The following is a 15257-nucleotide window of genomic DNA, read 5'->3' on the forward strand; positions in this document are numbered from 1 at the left end:
ACCACCAGCCAGCCGCGTACCAAGGTCAGTGCAGCTAGCGTTTGAATTAGGACGCAACTCATCTATCACGGGCGACGGTGCTGCGTCATGCTTATGCCCCTCCTACCTGTTGACGGAATGGTCGGGATATTCAGCGACCGACGCTTGTCAGATCCCCATGGGTCCGTCCGCGTGACTTTTGCGATGGTCAAGGGGCGAGCCGGAAACGGTCGATGTCACCCGGCCACCAGCTCGCAGTGCCCAGCAGCACCGCTAGCGCCGGGACTACTAAGGTCCGCACCAGGAACGTGTCGAGCAGCAAACCGACACCGATGATGAACCCGATTTGCACCATCACATCGATGGACCCGACCATCAGCCCAAACATGCTGGCCGCGAATATCAACCCAGCCGAGGTGATGACCGACCCGGTGTAAGCGACGGTACGCATTACGCCGACCCGCACGCTCCACCTCGTTTCCTCTCTCAGCCGTGACACCAGCAGCATGTTGTAGTCGGCGCCCACCGCCACCAAGACAATGAACGACACCAGTGGCACGGGCCAGGCGATCCCGGCACCGAGGATGTGTTGAAGTACGAGCACACCAATACCGAGAGCCGCCATGTAGTTCAAGACGACGGTTGCAAGGAGATAGACAGGTGCAACGACGGCCCGCAACAGCAGCATCAGGATCAGACCCACGATGAGAAGTGTGGCTATGCCAAGCAGTTTGAAATCGTACGACAACAACCGCTGGACGTCGGCATTGATCGCAGGAAAGCCCGCGACCGAAGCACGTCCGCCCTCCAGAGTGGTGTTCGGCATCGCGTTCTCGGCGACGCTAGACAGCTCGTTCGCCAGCGTCATTGCATCGGCAGAGTACGGGTCGTAGGAGGTCTGTACCGCATAGCGCACGGTTTTCCCGTCGGGCGAGATGAACTGTCGAGCGACCTGACTGAACTGCTGGTCCTTGAACGCATCCGCGGGGAGATAGAAGCCGGTTGCCGAATCAGAGTTGCCGATCTCGCGGGCGGGAGCCCGTAGCTGTGCGGCGACCTGTGCTAGTCCACCGAGTAGCTGGAGGTTGCTGTCCACCAAAGCTCCGACTCCGTTCGACAACTGACGCGCGCCGTCGGCGAGTGCGCCGACGCCGGACTCGAGTTGCGAGACCCTGTTCCCGAGGTCCTGTCCACCGATGGTCTGTAGTGCAGAATCCAGCGTTTGAAGAGAATACTGCAGCTGTGCCATGTCGGTAGAGCCTGGCGCACTCACGCGGCCGAGTTGCGCGGCAAAGTTAGCCACCCTCGCGAGCGACTGATCATCCGCGAGTGCCCGGATGTCGGCCGTTTGCGCGCGCAGTGCCGAGCACTGCGCGATCTGCTGACACCACGGAGCTTCCAATGCGGACAACGCTGGCGCGACCGCGTCTGCCGCAGACTGGGCCCGACGTGCGAGTTGAGCCAGCTCGGGCGCTTGCTGGGAGAACTGTCGAAGCGTTGGGGCGGCGCTCGCGAGTTGGTTCACCAACGGCCGGTACTGATCGAGTTGTGGGCCAAATGACGACACCTCGTCTAGCAACCCCGACAGCGGAGCGAGGTTGGAGGATATCTGGTCTTCTAACAGTGCCAGGCCTCCGGCGAGCTGCTCTGACCCCGTCTTCAGGACGGCCAGATCACCCTTGCGGGCCTGTCCATCACCGGTCTCCTCGGTGATCTTGGTACCGATCTGATCATTCTGCCAAGATAATTGCGCCTGCTCTAGCTTCTCACCGGTCGGCCGCGTCACGCCAATGACCCTGGTCACGCCGGGAATCTGCGCGACGCGGGAGGCTAGCTGGTCGAGGTCGGCAAGGCCTTGAGCCGTGCGCATGTCGTTCTCGGACTCCACCACCAAGAATTCTGAGATGATGATGTCTTTCGGGAAGTGGCGGTTGAGAAGCGCGTATCCTTCGTTGCTCCCTGTGTCAGGTGGCTGCCCCTCGCGATCGTCGTAGGTGATCTGAATTGTTGCGGCGACCATGGCGAGGCCGATCAACACGACCACACTGATCGCGAGCAGAGGGACCGGCCGCCGGATAACCATGACTCCGACTCTTCTCCAGTAATCCCGCGTCAGGTCACGGCGGGGAAGGCCGGCGCCTTTCTTGGCAGCGAAAGAGAGTACGAGGGGCAGCAATGTCACCGTCGCCAAGAATGCGAAAGCTATGGCGATTGCGCAGGCCGGACCCAAAGTGTTAAACACACTGAGCTTGGCGAAGGCCATAGCCAGGAACGCTAGGGCCACAGTGCCCGCCGACGCTAGAACCACGCGGCCGATAGTTGCATTCGCGTGGGCGATAGCGACATCAGGAGAGTAACCCGCTCGAATACCTTCATGATAGCGGCTGATGAGGAACACCGAATAGTCAACTCCGGCACCAAAGATGATGACGGTCATGAACATTGACGTGAACTGGGATACCGGCATGCCCAGCTCGCCCAGTCCAGATAGAACTCCGCGACCCACAGCCAAACTCATGCCCACGACAAGCAGCGGCATCAGCGCGGTGAAGACCGAACGATAGACGATCAGGAGGATCACGGCGATCAGCAGCACGGTGGCAACAGTGATCAGGACCAGATCCGACTCGCCCACGGCGAGTTGGTCGCTAAAGGTCGCGGGCGGGCCTGTCACACGGACTGTCGTCCCACTGTCACGAAAGATACTCTCAGCGATCTCACGCACCGCTGCGACCGCCTCCGCGGTATCGGGTCCCCCGAGTGTGCCGGCCACTCCCACGGGCAGATACCAGGCTTGCTTGTCTTTGCTGAGAGCCTGACTTGCGGTGAGGGGATCGCTCAGCAGGTCCCGGACAGCGATGACGTGCCTGTCGTCCGCCCGCAGGGTGTCGACAAGCACGTGATATCGATCGCGGGTGTTGTCGGACAGGCCTGCACTGTTCTCCATCACAACGAATACGGTGGTCTTGGCGCCGCGCTCGTCGAAAGCGGCGCCCATACGGTCCAAGGTCTGAAAAGACGGGACTCCGGCCGGGATCGGATCCACAGATTGTTCCCGTATCACTGACTCCAGTTGAGGAAAGAGAAGGCCTAAGCCGATGGCGGCACCGATCCAAACCAGCGTCACAATCCCTTTGCGGCGGAGGGTAAACCATGCAACCCGCTCAAGGGTCGGACTGTACTCGCCGAGTTTCTCGCCCCCTCTCGACGGGCGGGTTCGAATGGGAGACGAACTCACCATGTGCAATATCCTCTCGACCTGAAGTGGGCGACCCAATCGTGCGCACCCGTTTCGCGAACGTCCGTGCGGCGGTGGATGGTTGTCACTTGTGGTGGTGCTCGACCATGTCTTCGACCTCCTCGAGAGTGGTGGGCAGGTGGTATGGCGGAGTGCTCTTACCTGAGATGCGGTATCGGCCCCAGAAGTCGGGATCCCCGACGACACACTCCGCTCGGCCCTCGGGGGTCGTAAATACAGCGATCGCGCGGGCGCCCTTCAGGAGCCCGTCGAGCTCATCATTCTTCTGAATCCGGCCATACCAGGTGTACAGGCCGTTCAGCGGCTGGAAATAGCCTTTGATCTTCGCTTCGACATGGATCTCCGCCCCGCGGCACACCAGGGTCCCTTCGCCGGAGTAGTCGAGGTCATGGTCGTCAGACATGCAGCCCTACCTTCTTCGCACTGAGCGTTGACAAATATCGAGGTACGTGGATACTAGCAGTACCAGATACTATGAGTAATGGGTACTGGGCCCCAGGCCCCGACTCCCAGCCGTGAACGACCGAGGAGAAGACATGACCGTGCAGGATATCCAGATCAAGCCCGACTTTTCGAAGGAGGGCATGGCTCGGGTGAACGGGCGCAAGCCCGTCGACATGGAACGATCTGCGGGTCGATTGCTGCGGTCTTCCGCGGAGAAGTTCTACGACGCGGAGATCGACATCGACTGGGAGTCGCCCTGGGAGGAAGGCAAGTACTTTCTGCCAGAGCACCGAGTGTCGCTATACGGCACCAAACTGTGGAACAAGATGACCGAGGAGCAGCGTCGCGAGCTGGGACGCCACGAGATCGTGAGCATCCTCAGTTTCGGCATCTACGCAGAGAACCTCTTGAGTTCAGCGCTCCTGCGCATGTCGGCAAAGGGGGCGCTAACAGATCAGAAGTCCCTATACGCGCTGACAGAAATCGGCGATGAGTCCCGCCATTCCACTATGTTCGCGCGCCTCATCAACAAAACAGGCGTGCCCCCCTACAAGCTCCCTAAGGGCTTCTTGAGCTTCGCGAAGATCCTGCATTTCGTCCCCCTCGGACCGTCGGTGTCCGGAGCCACGCTGCTGATCGAGGAAATCCTGGACCGCGCCCAGCGCGAGGCCATGAACGACCCCAGTATGCAGCCTCAGCTTCGCCAGCTCATGAAGATCCACGTCCTCGAGGAAGCCCGTCACATTACCTTTGCGCGACTGGAGATGATCGAAGGCATGCAGCGTCGACGTAAGGCGACGCGCGCTTGGCACCGAGGAGTGCTCGCCGTCATCGCGAACCTGGCGTACCCGCTGCTCATCAATCCGAAAGTGTACCCCGCAGTGGGAATTAGCCGCTGGCGTGGCGTATGGGCACAACAAACCAGCCCAAACTATCGGACCAACCTGCAGTTCATGTCGGAGCCCATGATTCGATTCTTCCATGAGGCGGGAATGCTGGAGGGCAAATTCACAATGGCCATGTGGCGCGCGACGCGGAGCCTTCCCGACGATCTCCGCTGATCTCCGTTCACGCGGCCGAAACGTCGCGGTCGACATCAGTTAGACCTGTGCGGAGCATTCTCGATGGCTTCGCGATCACTTCCGCCTCAACAGATCACCTGCCGCCACTGTGCGCAGGTGATGTGTTGTGCCAACGAACTCACGAGGGAGAAAGCATAAACATGGCATCTTCAACTACCCGGCGCGCCTCGCGCGCAACCGCCACAACTGACTCAACCAACGACCCGATTTCGACCAAGATTCTGATCATCGGAAGCGGGTTCTCTGGTCTCGGGATGGCCGCACAGCTAAGACGTCGCGGGTACAGCGACTTTCTTATCCTGGAGAAGGCAAGCTCCGTCGGTGGAACCTGGCGCGACAACACCTATCCGGGCTGTGCATGTGACGTCCCGTCGCTGATGTACTCGTACTCATTCGAGAGTCGAGGTAGCTGGTCGAAGGTGTGGTCGTCACAACCAGAAATTGAGCGGTATCTACAAGATGTGGCGGACAAGCGCGGCCTGACACAAAAGATTCATTTCGGTCAGAAGTTGGTTTCCGGATACTGGAGCGAGTCAGAGTCGCGGTGGCACCTGCGTACTGAGTCCGGACGTGAGTACATTGCTCAGTTCGTAGTCTCAGGAGTCGGTGCGCTGCACATCCCCAATTTTCCCGAAATTTCGGGGATTGAGGACTTTAAAGGCGAAGCGTTTCACTCCGCACAGTGGGATCATTCGGTGGATCTGGAGGGCAAGCGTGTCGCCGTGATCGGCACTGGTGCCAGCGCTATCCAGTTTGTGCCGTTCGTACAGAAGGAGGCCATGTCCCTCAAAGTCTTCCAGCGAACCCCTGCCTGGGTCCTACCGCGCAAGAATTTCACCGTTCCGCCGGCCCTGCGGACCCTTCTGAGTAAACTCCCGATTGCACGTCGTATCGCCAGGTGGTCGGTGTACTGGGGTGCGGAGAGCCTAGCCTTCGGCCTCAACGGTCACTCCAACCTCATGCGGCCAATCGAACGGGTCGCTCGGTGGAACATTGAACGCTCCATCTCTGATCCGGTACTACGCAAGAAACTGACCCCGTCATATCGCATCGGCTGTAAGCGAATTCTGGGGTCAAACGACTATTACCCTGCACTAGCGGCGCCCAACACCACCGTCATCAGCGATCGGATTGAGAGGGTCACCGCTGATTCCATCGTCACCTCAGACGGCGTCGAGCACCTCATCGATGTAATTATTTATGCGACCGGTTTTCACGTGACTGATGGTTTCGATCAGCTCGCCCTGAAAGGTGCCACTGGCGAGGATCTCCCGTCCCACTGGCATCAGACGGGGATTAACACGCACCTGGGCATCACGACCGAGGGTTTTCCCAACCTGTTTTTCCTCCTCGGACCCAACACGGGCCTCGGCCACAACTCAGTGGTGTTCATGATCGAGCAACAGATCAAATACATCATGAAGGCCATCGACACAGTAGAAAGCCGAGGCGCTGAGAAGGTCGACGTACGCCCGTCCGTGCAAGAACAGTTCAACACCGACATCCAGCGGAAGCTGGCCAAGGGAGTGTGGACCAACGGCGGCTGCACGAGTTGGTATCTCGACTCGCAAGGCGTCAACCGGACCGTGTGGCCGGGCTTCACATGGCAGTACTGGCGCGCCACAAAAGATTTCGACCCCGCCGAGTACGACATCGCCTGAGCCCGAACGCACGCAAAGACACAATTAGTAGAAATGATGAGACGACAGTGAGCAATTCTGACCGGCATGATTACACAGGCAAGGTGGCAGTGATCACCGGCGCCGCGTCAGGGATCGGTCGGTCTCTGGCACTCCAGTTGGCGGAGCGAGGTGCCGCACTGGCACTGTCCGACATTGATGAGATGCACTTGAAGGAGACTGCAGAACTTTGCCGCACCACGCATGGGGCAACGGTAACCGCCGCCGTACTAGACGTTGCGGACCGCGCTGCTTTTCAGGACTATGCCGACGGAGTGCGGTCAGAGTCGGGCCACGTCGACATGGTGTTCAACAACGCCGGCGTGGCCTTGGGCGTCGACGTGGTCGACATGAGCTGGGAAGACTTCGACTGGCTCATGGGCATCAACTTTGGCGGAGTCGTTAACGGGTCGAAGGCGTTTCTGCCTCACCTGATCGCGTCCGGGGACGGACATCTCATTAACACGTCGAGCGTCTTCGGCTTGATCGGAATCCCCAGCCAAAGCGCCTATAATGCCGCGAAATTCGGCGTCAGAGGCTTCACCGAGGCGCTCCGACAGGAGATGAAAATCAGTCGATACCCGGTCACAGTGACATGTGTGCACCCGGGGGGTGTAAAAACCAACATCGTCAACAATGCCCGAGGCGTTTCCGCCATGGGGGCAGACACCGCGACTGTCGCCTCGCTGTTCGACAGGATCGCACGAAGCACCCCGGATAAAGCAGCGGCGACAATCCTCAAAGGTATGGACAAGAAGAGAGCGCGAGTGCTGATCGGTGCGGACGCCCGCGGTTTCGACTTCGTGGCACGGGTGGTCGGTCCCCGCTACCAGGACATAGCGGCGCCACTGACACGGGCGGGTTACGCGGTCGCACGTAGACAGGGGATCCTCAAGTGACCGTCGAACCCGATGCACGTCCGGCTGCCGCAGCCCGCTCACGCACCTTGACCGTCTCAGAAGTGACCCAGGAAACGAAAGACTCCGTCACCATTTCGTTCGAGATCCCCGATGCCATGGTCGAGGAGTTCAAGCATGTCCCAGGGCAATTCATCACCGTGAAGATCCCGTCTGATCGGACCGGTCATGTCGCACGATGCTACTCATTGAGCAGCTCGCCTCACGTCGAGGACTTCCGTCTCGAGATCGGGATCAAGCGGACGGAGAACGGTTACGCATCGAACTGGCTGTGCGACAACGCGATCCCGGGAATGGAGTTGACCGTCCTCCCGCCGTCAGGGCACTTCACGGCTAAGAATCTCGACGTCGATTTTCTATTCTTTGCAGGAGGAAGTGGGATCACTCCGGTCTTGTCGCTGATTAAGTCGGCCCTTGTGGTCGGTGGGGGCGAAGTCACACTGTTCTACGCGAATCGCGATGCCGAGTCGATCATGTACGAGGGCCAACTGGCGCAGATCACCTCCGAGTTCCCCGAGCGTTTCACGGTCTTCCACTGGTTGGAGTCGGCTATGGGGATTCCGGCACCTGAAAATGTCGAATCCGCCATACGTGAGCACCGCGGTGCACAGATCTACACCTGTGGTCCGGCGCCGTTCATGGATCTGGTGCAGAAGTCGGCGGAGGCCTGCGGTGTCGAGCACTCGTCGGTACATCGAGAAGTCTTTCAGTCACTGACTGGAGATCCGTTCGACACAGCCACGATGCGTCATCTCAGTGACGACGATGGTGTGGCGACCGCCATAGTCTATCTGAATGGGCAGTCCATCACGACTGAGTGGCCGCGCAACACTCCGTTGCTCGACGTGCTATTGGCCCAAGGCCACAATGCCCCGTACTCCTGCCGAGAAGGGGCCTGCAGCGCGTGCGTATGCAAGCTGGTCGAGGGTGATGTAGAAATGGCACAAAACCACATCCTCGTTGAAGATGACATTGCCGACGGTGAACGGCTTGCGTGTCAGGCACTTCCGCTGACGGATGCAGTTACGGTGAGCTTCGATGACCTCTGAGATAGCGAGCGAATCGCGAGGATCGCGGCACCTCGAGGTCCTATCCTCCGACGGAACCAGGTTGTTCGCCCAGGAATTCGGCTCGGGCCAGGATGCTCCACTTCTGGTCTTTAGTCACGGCTGGGCCTGTCAGGGACGTTTCTGGCGGCCACAGATCGAGCAGTTCGCGGGGACGCATAGGGTAGTGGTCTACGACCAACGCGGACACGGGTGGAGTGACCGGGGCCGGGTACCGTTCTCGGCGAGACTTCTGGCCGATGACTTGGAGGCCGTAGTTCGGGCGGTCGCCACTCCCACCGACAAGGCTGTCGTGGTCGGACACAGCATGGGAGGTATGTCCATCATGAGCTGGGCAGCTGAGTACCCAGCCTCGGTGTCCGAGCTGGCCCGCGGAGTAGTACTGGCAAGCACCGGGCCATCACAGTTGGTGGATCGGTCAACGTTGCTCAAAGTTCCCCGACAGCTACGACCGAGACTTGAACGGGCCTTCGCGGCTAGTCTTGCGGTCGCCGGACCCGAGATGCAGGACACGCGTTTGTCTCGCCGCCTGATTCGTTACGGAACCCTGGGCCCAGGTGCGACTGCTGAGGTAGTGGATGAGTGCGCCGACATCGTGTTGAGATGCCCACCACAGGTGCGCGGGATGTGGGGTTCAGTTTTGGCGACAATCGACGTCACCAGGGGGGTCGACTCGCTGACGGTGCCGGCGACGGTCATCGTAGGTGATGCCGACAGGCTGACCCCAGCGGCCCATTCGGTGGATCTCGCAGCGCGCCTGGGCCGGCAGAGCGTCTTATTTGAATTCACTCTTCTCGACAAGGTCGGTCACATGTCCAACCTAGAGGCCGTCGAAGACTTCAATTCAGCCGTGGCCAGATTAGACCAATCCGCTTGAAGCTCGTTTCGACCCATGTCTCTGCCGACTGCATGCGTGCCCCACGTGCTTATTGGGGCGACGGTCATCCATCCTGATAGTGTGGAGGGTCATGTCTGTAGTCCGTCGAATCTCCGCAGCCCCGGTGAAAGTGCAACGTCGTGTGCGCGATGCACGAAGCACGCGTTGGGACGACCACCGCGCTATCGTGAAGGCTGGACTCGTCGACGCGGCGATACGCGCGATCGAAAAGTTCGGCGATGCTGTGAGCATGGACGATTTTGCGGAAGAGGCTGGTGCGTCGAAGCCTAAGCTCTACCGCCATTTCGGTGACAGGGCTGGGCTCTATTCCGCCGTGGCAGCCCGTCTGGGTTCGATGATGTGGGAGTCAGCGCAGTCAACTCTGCTCTCCGGACAGGCAGACAGCTCCGTTGACGAGCTTTTCCGTTCAGCGATCTCTGCATACGTATCCTTGGTCGACGACCATCCGGCGGTCGTCCGTTTCCTCATGACGAATCACATGTTCCAGTACTCTGAGTCCGGCGAGGGTGGGGCCGCAGATCAGCTGAGATCGGCAATGGAGATTATTTCTGACGAGTTCGCTCGTGGCCTCCGAGAGGTCGGCGCCGAGGAGTCCCTCGTCGCCGTAGCAGTGGCCTCTATCCTGGGGGCTGGTCTATCAGCGACCCAGTGGTGGATCGATCACGGTCGGCAGAATGGAATGAGCAGGGACTTGTTTGCCGCGCACCTGTGCCAGACCTCGTGGGGGATTATTGACGGCGCTGCGGCCACGGTGGGCGTTCGCTTTCATAGAGACAGGCCCTTCGGAGACCCTGCATTCGCCACTCGCGTCGACCCCGTCTAATCACCCCGCACGAGTGGTCCGCCCTGTGTCACGCACGCGGCAGAACTGCTCACACAAACGGAGCGCATTTCACAATCCTGACTGCTGGCTGTCATGGGGGATCATCCTTGGTCGCCGCTCATCTTAGTAGCGGAGCGCTACAGACGGTACTGTTGACGACAGTGCCACAGTCGTGGCGGCACTCATAAGGCCCCCCTCGAGCCTTCCATCGGTACCGCCACTGGCAGTTTCGTTCTGTTACCGACGGTATTGGTGTGCAGTCAGAGGTTCTTGATTTGGTTTCGTAGGGAGTGGCCAGGGTGGAAACCATCGATTTCGACGATGTTGACCCGAGGCGGGTTCGGTCGCGTCAGCGTTTGTTGGATGCTGCGGTGACCTTGCTGAACAGTGGCGGGGTCGAAGCCGTTACCGTGGAGGCGGTCACTCGACTGTCTCGTGTTGCTCGCACCACCTTGTATCGTCACTTCGAGAGCTCCACAGATCTGGTGGCGGCTGCCTTCGAGCGATTGTTGCCTCAGGCCGAGACCCCCGAGACGACGACGTCGATCCGTGATGACCTGCTGAAGCTGATGCAGCGGCAGGCTGAGCTTATTGAGCATGCACCGCTGCAGTTGACGACGCTGGCATGGTTGGCAATGCTTCCCGAGCAGCCCCGGCAATCCGGGCAATCCGACGGGGATCAGAACGCGCTCGCGCCACTGCGTCGTCGAGTCGTCGAGCAGTATCGAGAACCATTCGATCGAGTTTTGACGAGTGACGTGGCCACGGCTGAGCTCGACAACTTCGATTTGACCATGGCTGTCACCCAGCTCGCGGGCCCGCTGATCTTTGCCAAGCTCACGGGCATTCGGTCGATGACCGTTGGCGATCTCGAACAGCTTGTCGACGATTTCCTCATGGCCCACCGGCGACACCAAACCTCCTGACCTCCTTCCCCATCTACGGTACTGCTAGTACCGTAACGATACCGTCGGTTTCGTAGACGGGCTGGGTCGAGGGTGAGGTGCTGCATATGGTGGTCCAACGTCCAAGTGGTGGGCGCTTGGCGGCGCGCCGGTTGGCGGAACGCAGCGAGTACAGCACGACATTGGGGCGGTTGGCACGGTTCACCTTGGCGCACAGATTCCTCGTCATCGGGGCGTGGGTGGCTGTGGGTATCGTCTTGGCGATTCTGTTTCCCCAGCTGGAGACGGTGGTGCGGCAGCAGTCTGTTGATCCGATCCCTGCTGGGGTTCCATCGTTTCAAGCACTCGATCAGATGGGTGGTGCGTTCGGTGAGAAGGGCGCCAAGACCACTGTTTTCGTGACCATGGAGAACCCGAACGGGTTCACCGACGTGGCGCGGGAACGCTACGACATGCTCGTTCTGCAGCTGCGCGAAAATTTCGACGATGTGCAGTCAGTGCGGGATTTGCTTTCCGATCCGACGACGGCCGGCCAAGCCTTGAGTGAGGACGGGCAAGCCTGGTACCTGCCTGTCGGGGTCACCGGAACATTGGGAGGGCCAACGGCCACGCATGCTGTGGAGACCGTGCGCCAAACCGCGCAGCGCGTGTTTGACGGTACGGGCACCACTGTCCATGTCACCGGGCCGACAGCCACTTTCAGTGACCAGATCGTCAGTGCTGAAAGCGATTTAGTCGTGATCACTCTGGCGACGGTGGCGCTTATCGCGATCATTCTGTTGATCGTTTACCGATCGCTGTTCACCGCGCTGGTGCCGTTGTTGGTGATCGGTGTCAGCCTCGGCGTGGGCCGTGGCATCTTGTCCGCACTCGGCGAACTCGGTATGCCGGTATCGCAGTTCACCGTCGCGTTCATGACCGTCATCCTGCTCGGAGCCGGGGTCGACTACTCAGTCTTCTTCATCAGTCGCTATCACGAACGGCTACGCCAGGACGCCACCACCGAGGTTGCGCTCGTGGACGCGACAGCAACTATCGGACGGGTCATCCTGGCTTCAGCTGCCACGGTGGCGCTGGCCTTTTTGGCGATGGTCTTTGGTCAGCTGAGCGTGTTCTCCACCTTGGGTCCGGCATGCGCGATCGCCATCCTCATCGGATTCCTCGCCACGGTCACCCTGCTACCACCGGTGTTGCTGTGGGCGGCACGATTCGGCTGGGGCGCACCCAGGCGAGATCTGACCCGAAAGTACTGGAATCGCGTCGCCGTGCTCGTCGTGCGGCGTCCTGTGCCGCTGCTGGCACTAACCCTGGTCGGGCTAATCGTGCTTAGCGTCTTCGCGACGGGCATCCAGATCACCTTCGACGATCGTGAGGGGCAACCCGCGACAACCGACAGCAACGAAGGCTACGCGTTGCTCGACCGTCATTTCCCTCAAGACGTCACTATCACCGAGTTCCTCGTCGTAGATGCACCGATCGATCTCCGTACTGCCAGCGGGCTGGCCGATCTTGAGCAAATGGCCTCACGTGTATCCCAGATCCCCGGAGTGACTCGAGTCATCGGCGTTACCCGTCCCACCGGGGACAAGCTCGAGCAAGCCGAGCTGTCCTGGCAGAACGGCCAGATCGGGAACCGGCTGGCGGGTGCGGTCGACGATGGCCAGAACCGCCGCGGTGACCTCGAACAGCTCCGTACAGGCGCATTCCAACTCGCCGACGGGCTTACTCAGCTCGACACCCAGGTACGCACCAACTTGGCCCCCCTGGCCGGCATCCTCGATCAGGCAAGCACAGCCGGGCAGCAAATTCAGCAGTACCAGCCACTACTACGCCAACTCGCCGCATCTGCACCAGCGCTCGATCGCGCTTCTCAGAATGCCCCACAGCTGGCCGCGCTCACCCGCCAAACATCTGCAGCCCTGGCAACAGTGACCTCGATCCTGCCCATCCTCGATAATGCGCCCTGGTGCACCCAAGTCCCGCAGTGCGCAGCTCTGCGCGCGCAGACCCGCAATCTCGACGCCCTACTGAGCAACGGGACCCTCGACCAGATCGCCACGCTGTCAACACAACTCGCGCAGCTGGATACACCGATCTCAACAGTCACCGACCAACTCACTTCCACCGTCAACTCACTGGGCTCCACGCTGGGAAGCATCAGCAGCCAAGACCTTCCCGGCAAGCTCACCCAACTGCAAACAGGTATCAGTCAACTCGCGGCGGGATCACGCCAACTCGCCGCCGGTGTATCCGCGCTGATCGACAGCAACCTTCAACAACTCGCCGGGATGGCCGCGCTAGCCACACAACTACAAACCTCCGCCCGCGAGACCGCCGGAACAAACTCAGCAACCGGCTTCTACCTCCCACCTCAGGCCAACGCAGACCGCCGTTTCGTCGACGTCGCTCGCCAGTTCGTCTCGCCCGACGGCCATACCGTGCGCTACGCAATACAAACCAGCTTCGACCCCTACAGCACCGAGGCCATGCAACTGGCCGACACAATCACCGATGTCGCACTCGCCGCCAGACCGAACACAACCCTGCAGGACTCCAACATCGCGACAGCCGGGTTCCCCGCCATCAACGCCGATCTGCAACGTCTACTCACCGAAGACTTCCGACTCCTAGCGTTGGCCACCCTCACCATCGTCGGCCTGATCCTGATACTCCTACTCCGAGCACTCATCGCGCCGCTATACCTTCTGGGCACCGTCATACTCAACTACACCGCGGCACTGGGTATCGGCGTCCTGATCTTTCAACACATCCTCAAAACCGACATCGCCTGGCCCGTACCACTACTGGCCTTCATAGTCCTCGTCGCGGTCGGCGCCGACTACAACATGCTTCTCATCTCTCGCCTACGCGAAGAATCCCAAAACAACATCCGCATCGGCGTCCTGAGAACCGTCACCAACACCGGATCAGTCATCACCTCGGCCGGCCTCATCTTCGCTGCCAGCATGTTCGGACTCATGGCCGGATCCATCTCGATCATGACCCAGGTCGGACTCATCATCGGCATCGGCCTGCTGCTCGACACCTTCATCGTCCGCACCATCGTCGTGCCGACCATCGCCACACTTGTCGGCAGAGCAAGCTGGTGGCCGAGTACCCGAACCGACACGCATCCAGCGTCCCGCTAGTACGCACGCACGTGCCGAGATCTGACCGGCCCCGCCAGTCATCCAGCCATCGCGCCCACCTCATCGACTGACACCCGCTCGACGGTCGGCCGCGGCACCACACCCGACCCACGTGCGAGCGCCCCTCGCGTCGTTGACGCTGGTAGAACTCGCAGGAGGGCCCGTCGCGGCGTTGGGGACTGTCGCTGATTCGGTGTAAGTGGTTTTGATCGCCCCCGGCGTGGGGCAGGAGGAATCACGACGATGACCGACACAATCGGGGGCGTGGATGCCCCGGTGGCAGGGCCGGTTCAGACCGGTCAGGAACACGATGTCACCACCGCGGATGCGGTGCGTGAGCTCTCGAAGGCCGAGCAGGCTTTGGTGAGCGATCTGGTACGTAGCTCACGCGCTCAGGGAGTGGCTCTGACCGGTCCTGACGGGCTGCTCAAAGCGCTGACCAAGAGCGTGCTCGAAGCCGCGCTCGATGAAGAGATGACCGAACATCTTGGCTATGACAAACATGACGTGGCCGGCCGCAACACCGGCAATTCACGCAACGGCACGCGCACGAAACGGGTCCTGACCGACGCGTGCGGGCAGGTGCCCATCGAGGTGCCCCGCGACCGCAACGCCACCTTCGACCCGGTAATTGTCGGTAAGAGCAAACGTCGCGTCACCGATGTGGATCGGGTAGTGCTGTCGCTGTATGCCAAAGGCCTCACAACCGGCGAGATCTCAGCGCATTTCGCCGATGTCTACGGTGTCAACGGCGGCTGAAAACTGACCCCTTATCGACGGTTGAATTTTGACCCCCTTTGGTGTGGTTACTGGTCGGTGTTGACGAGTTCTCGTCGGGCTTTGGTGCGGTAGGAGTCGCCGTCGATAGCGATGACCTCGGCGTGATGGACGAGGCGGTCGATGAGTGCGGCGGCGACGACGTCGTCGGCGAAGACTTCGCCCCAACGGCCGAATGGCATGTTCGAGGTGATCAGAATCGAGCCTTGTTCGTAGCGACTGGCAATGAGTTGGAAGAACAGGTTGGCGGTGTCGGAGTCGAATGGGAGGTAGCCGAT

Annotated in this window: 11 protein-coding genes and 1 pseudogene; 9 read left to right on the plus strand and 3 right to left on the minus strand. The window is 60.4% G+C overall.

What is annotated here, in order from left to right; translation table 11 throughout:
- Positions 1-187: 187 nt before the first annotated feature.
- Both Q9R39_RS23845 and Q9R39_RS23850 read right to left on the minus strand, forming a co-directional pair.
- The gene (locus tag Q9R39_RS23845) at positions 188-3220 is read right to left on the minus strand and encodes an RND family transporter (protein ID WP_311278389.1); all 3033 of its coding nucleotides are present in this window, start codon (positions 3218-3220) and stop codon (positions 188-190) included.
- Between the two features lie 82 nt (positions 3221-3302).
- Entirely contained in the window at positions 3303-3641 is a 339-nt protein-coding gene (locus Q9R39_RS23850; RefSeq protein WP_311278390.1) for a DUF4873 domain-containing protein, read from the minus strand.
- 133 nt (positions 3642-3774) lie between these two features.
- Between Q9R39_RS23850 and Q9R39_RS23855 the strand changes: the two genes are divergently transcribed.
- The 9 genes and pseudogenes from Q9R39_RS23855 to Q9R39_RS23895 all read left to right on the plus strand — a co-directional run.
- The gene (locus Q9R39_RS23855) at positions 3775-4743 is read left to right on the plus strand and encodes a diiron oxygenase (RefSeq protein WP_311278391.1); all 969 of its coding nucleotides are present in this window, start codon (positions 3775-3777) and stop codon (positions 4741-4743) included.
- A 161-nt stretch (positions 4744-4904) separates the two neighbouring features.
- A complete protein-coding gene (locus Q9R39_RS23860) occupies positions 4905-6425 on the plus strand; it encodes an NAD(P)/FAD-dependent oxidoreductase (protein WP_311278392.1) in 1521 nt (506 codons plus the stop codon).
- Positions 6426-6472: 47 nt separating this feature from the next.
- Positions 6473-7342 (plus strand): SDR family NAD(P)-dependent oxidoreductase, encoded by an 870-nt coding sequence (locus Q9R39_RS23865; RefSeq protein WP_311278393.1) that lies wholly within the window; start codon positions 6473-6475, stop codon positions 7340-7342.
- Positions 7339-8409, plus strand: coding sequence for a ferredoxin--NADP reductase (locus tag Q9R39_RS23870; protein WP_078114154.1), 1071 nt, complete (start codon positions 7339-7341; stop codon positions 8407-8409). Before Q9R39_RS23865 ends, Q9R39_RS23870 begins: the two co-directional genes overlap by 4 nt.
- The gene (locus Q9R39_RS23875; protein ID WP_311278394.1) at positions 8399-9304 is read left to right on the plus strand and encodes an alpha/beta hydrolase; all 906 of its coding nucleotides are present in this window, start codon (positions 8399-8401) and stop codon (positions 9302-9304) included. Before Q9R39_RS23870 ends, Q9R39_RS23875 begins: the two co-directional genes overlap by 11 nt.
- A gap of 91 nt (positions 9305-9395) precedes the next feature.
- Entirely contained in the window at positions 9396-10148 is a 753-nt protein-coding gene (locus Q9R39_RS23880) for a TetR/AcrR family transcriptional regulator (RefSeq protein WP_311278395.1), read from the plus strand.
- Between the two features lie 299 nt (positions 10149-10447).
- Positions 10448-11074, plus strand: coding sequence for a TetR/AcrR family transcriptional regulator (locus Q9R39_RS23885; RefSeq protein ID WP_004021759.1), 627 nt, complete (start codon positions 10448-10450; stop codon positions 11072-11074).
- Between the two features lie 86 nt (positions 11075-11160).
- Positions 11161-14202 carry an RND family transporter gene (locus Q9R39_RS23890; protein WP_033206569.1) on the plus strand — a complete coding sequence of 1014 codons (3042 nt, stop codon included), beginning with the start codon at positions 11161-11163 and terminating at the stop codon, positions 14200-14202.
- Positions 14203-14445: 243 nt separating this feature from the next.
- A pseudogene (locus Q9R39_RS23895) lies at positions 14446-14952 on the plus strand (transposase); the annotation flags it as partial.
- A gap of 56 nt (positions 14953-15008) precedes the next feature.
- Here Q9R39_RS23895 and Q9R39_RS23900 read toward each other — a convergent pair.
- A partial coding sequence (locus Q9R39_RS23900) for an ATP-binding protein (protein WP_311278396.1) occupies positions 15009-15257 on the minus strand: 249 nt, incomplete at its 5' end.

Source organism: Gordonia sp. AC31 (assembly GCF_031844505.1).
Lineage (GTDB): Bacteria > Actinomycetota > Actinomycetes > Mycobacteriales > Mycobacteriaceae > Gordonia > Gordonia hongkongensis.

Excerpts from the sequence above, each read along its gene's own strand:
- Q9R39_RS23880 (WP_311278395.1), top strand. The coding sequence starts at position 9,396 with ATGTCTGTAGTCCGTCGAATCTCCGCAGCCCCGGTGAAAGTGCAACGT.
- Q9R39_RS23850 (WP_311278390.1), bottom strand. The coding sequence starts at position 3,641 with ATGTCTGACGACCATGACCTCGACTACTCCGGCGAAGGGACCCTGGTG.
- Q9R39_RS23890 (WP_033206569.1), top strand. The coding sequence starts at position 11,161 with ATGGTGGTCCAACGTCCAAGTGGTGGGCGCTTGGCGGCGCGCCGGTTG.
- Q9R39_RS23875 (WP_311278394.1), top strand. The coding sequence starts at position 8,399 with ATGACCTCTGAGATAGCGAGCGAATCGCGAGGATCGCGGCACCTCGAG.
- Q9R39_RS23845 (WP_311278389.1), bottom strand. The coding sequence starts at position 3,220 with ATGGTGAGTTCGTCTCCCATTCGAACCCGCCCGTCGAGAGGGGGCGAG.
- Q9R39_RS23860 (WP_311278392.1), top strand. The coding sequence starts at position 4,905 with ATGGCATCTTCAACTACCCGGCGCGCCTCGCGCGCAACCGCCACAACT.
- Q9R39_RS23855 (WP_311278391.1), top strand. The coding sequence starts at position 3,775 with ATGACCGTGCAGGATATCCAGATCAAGCCCGACTTTTCGAAGGAGGGC.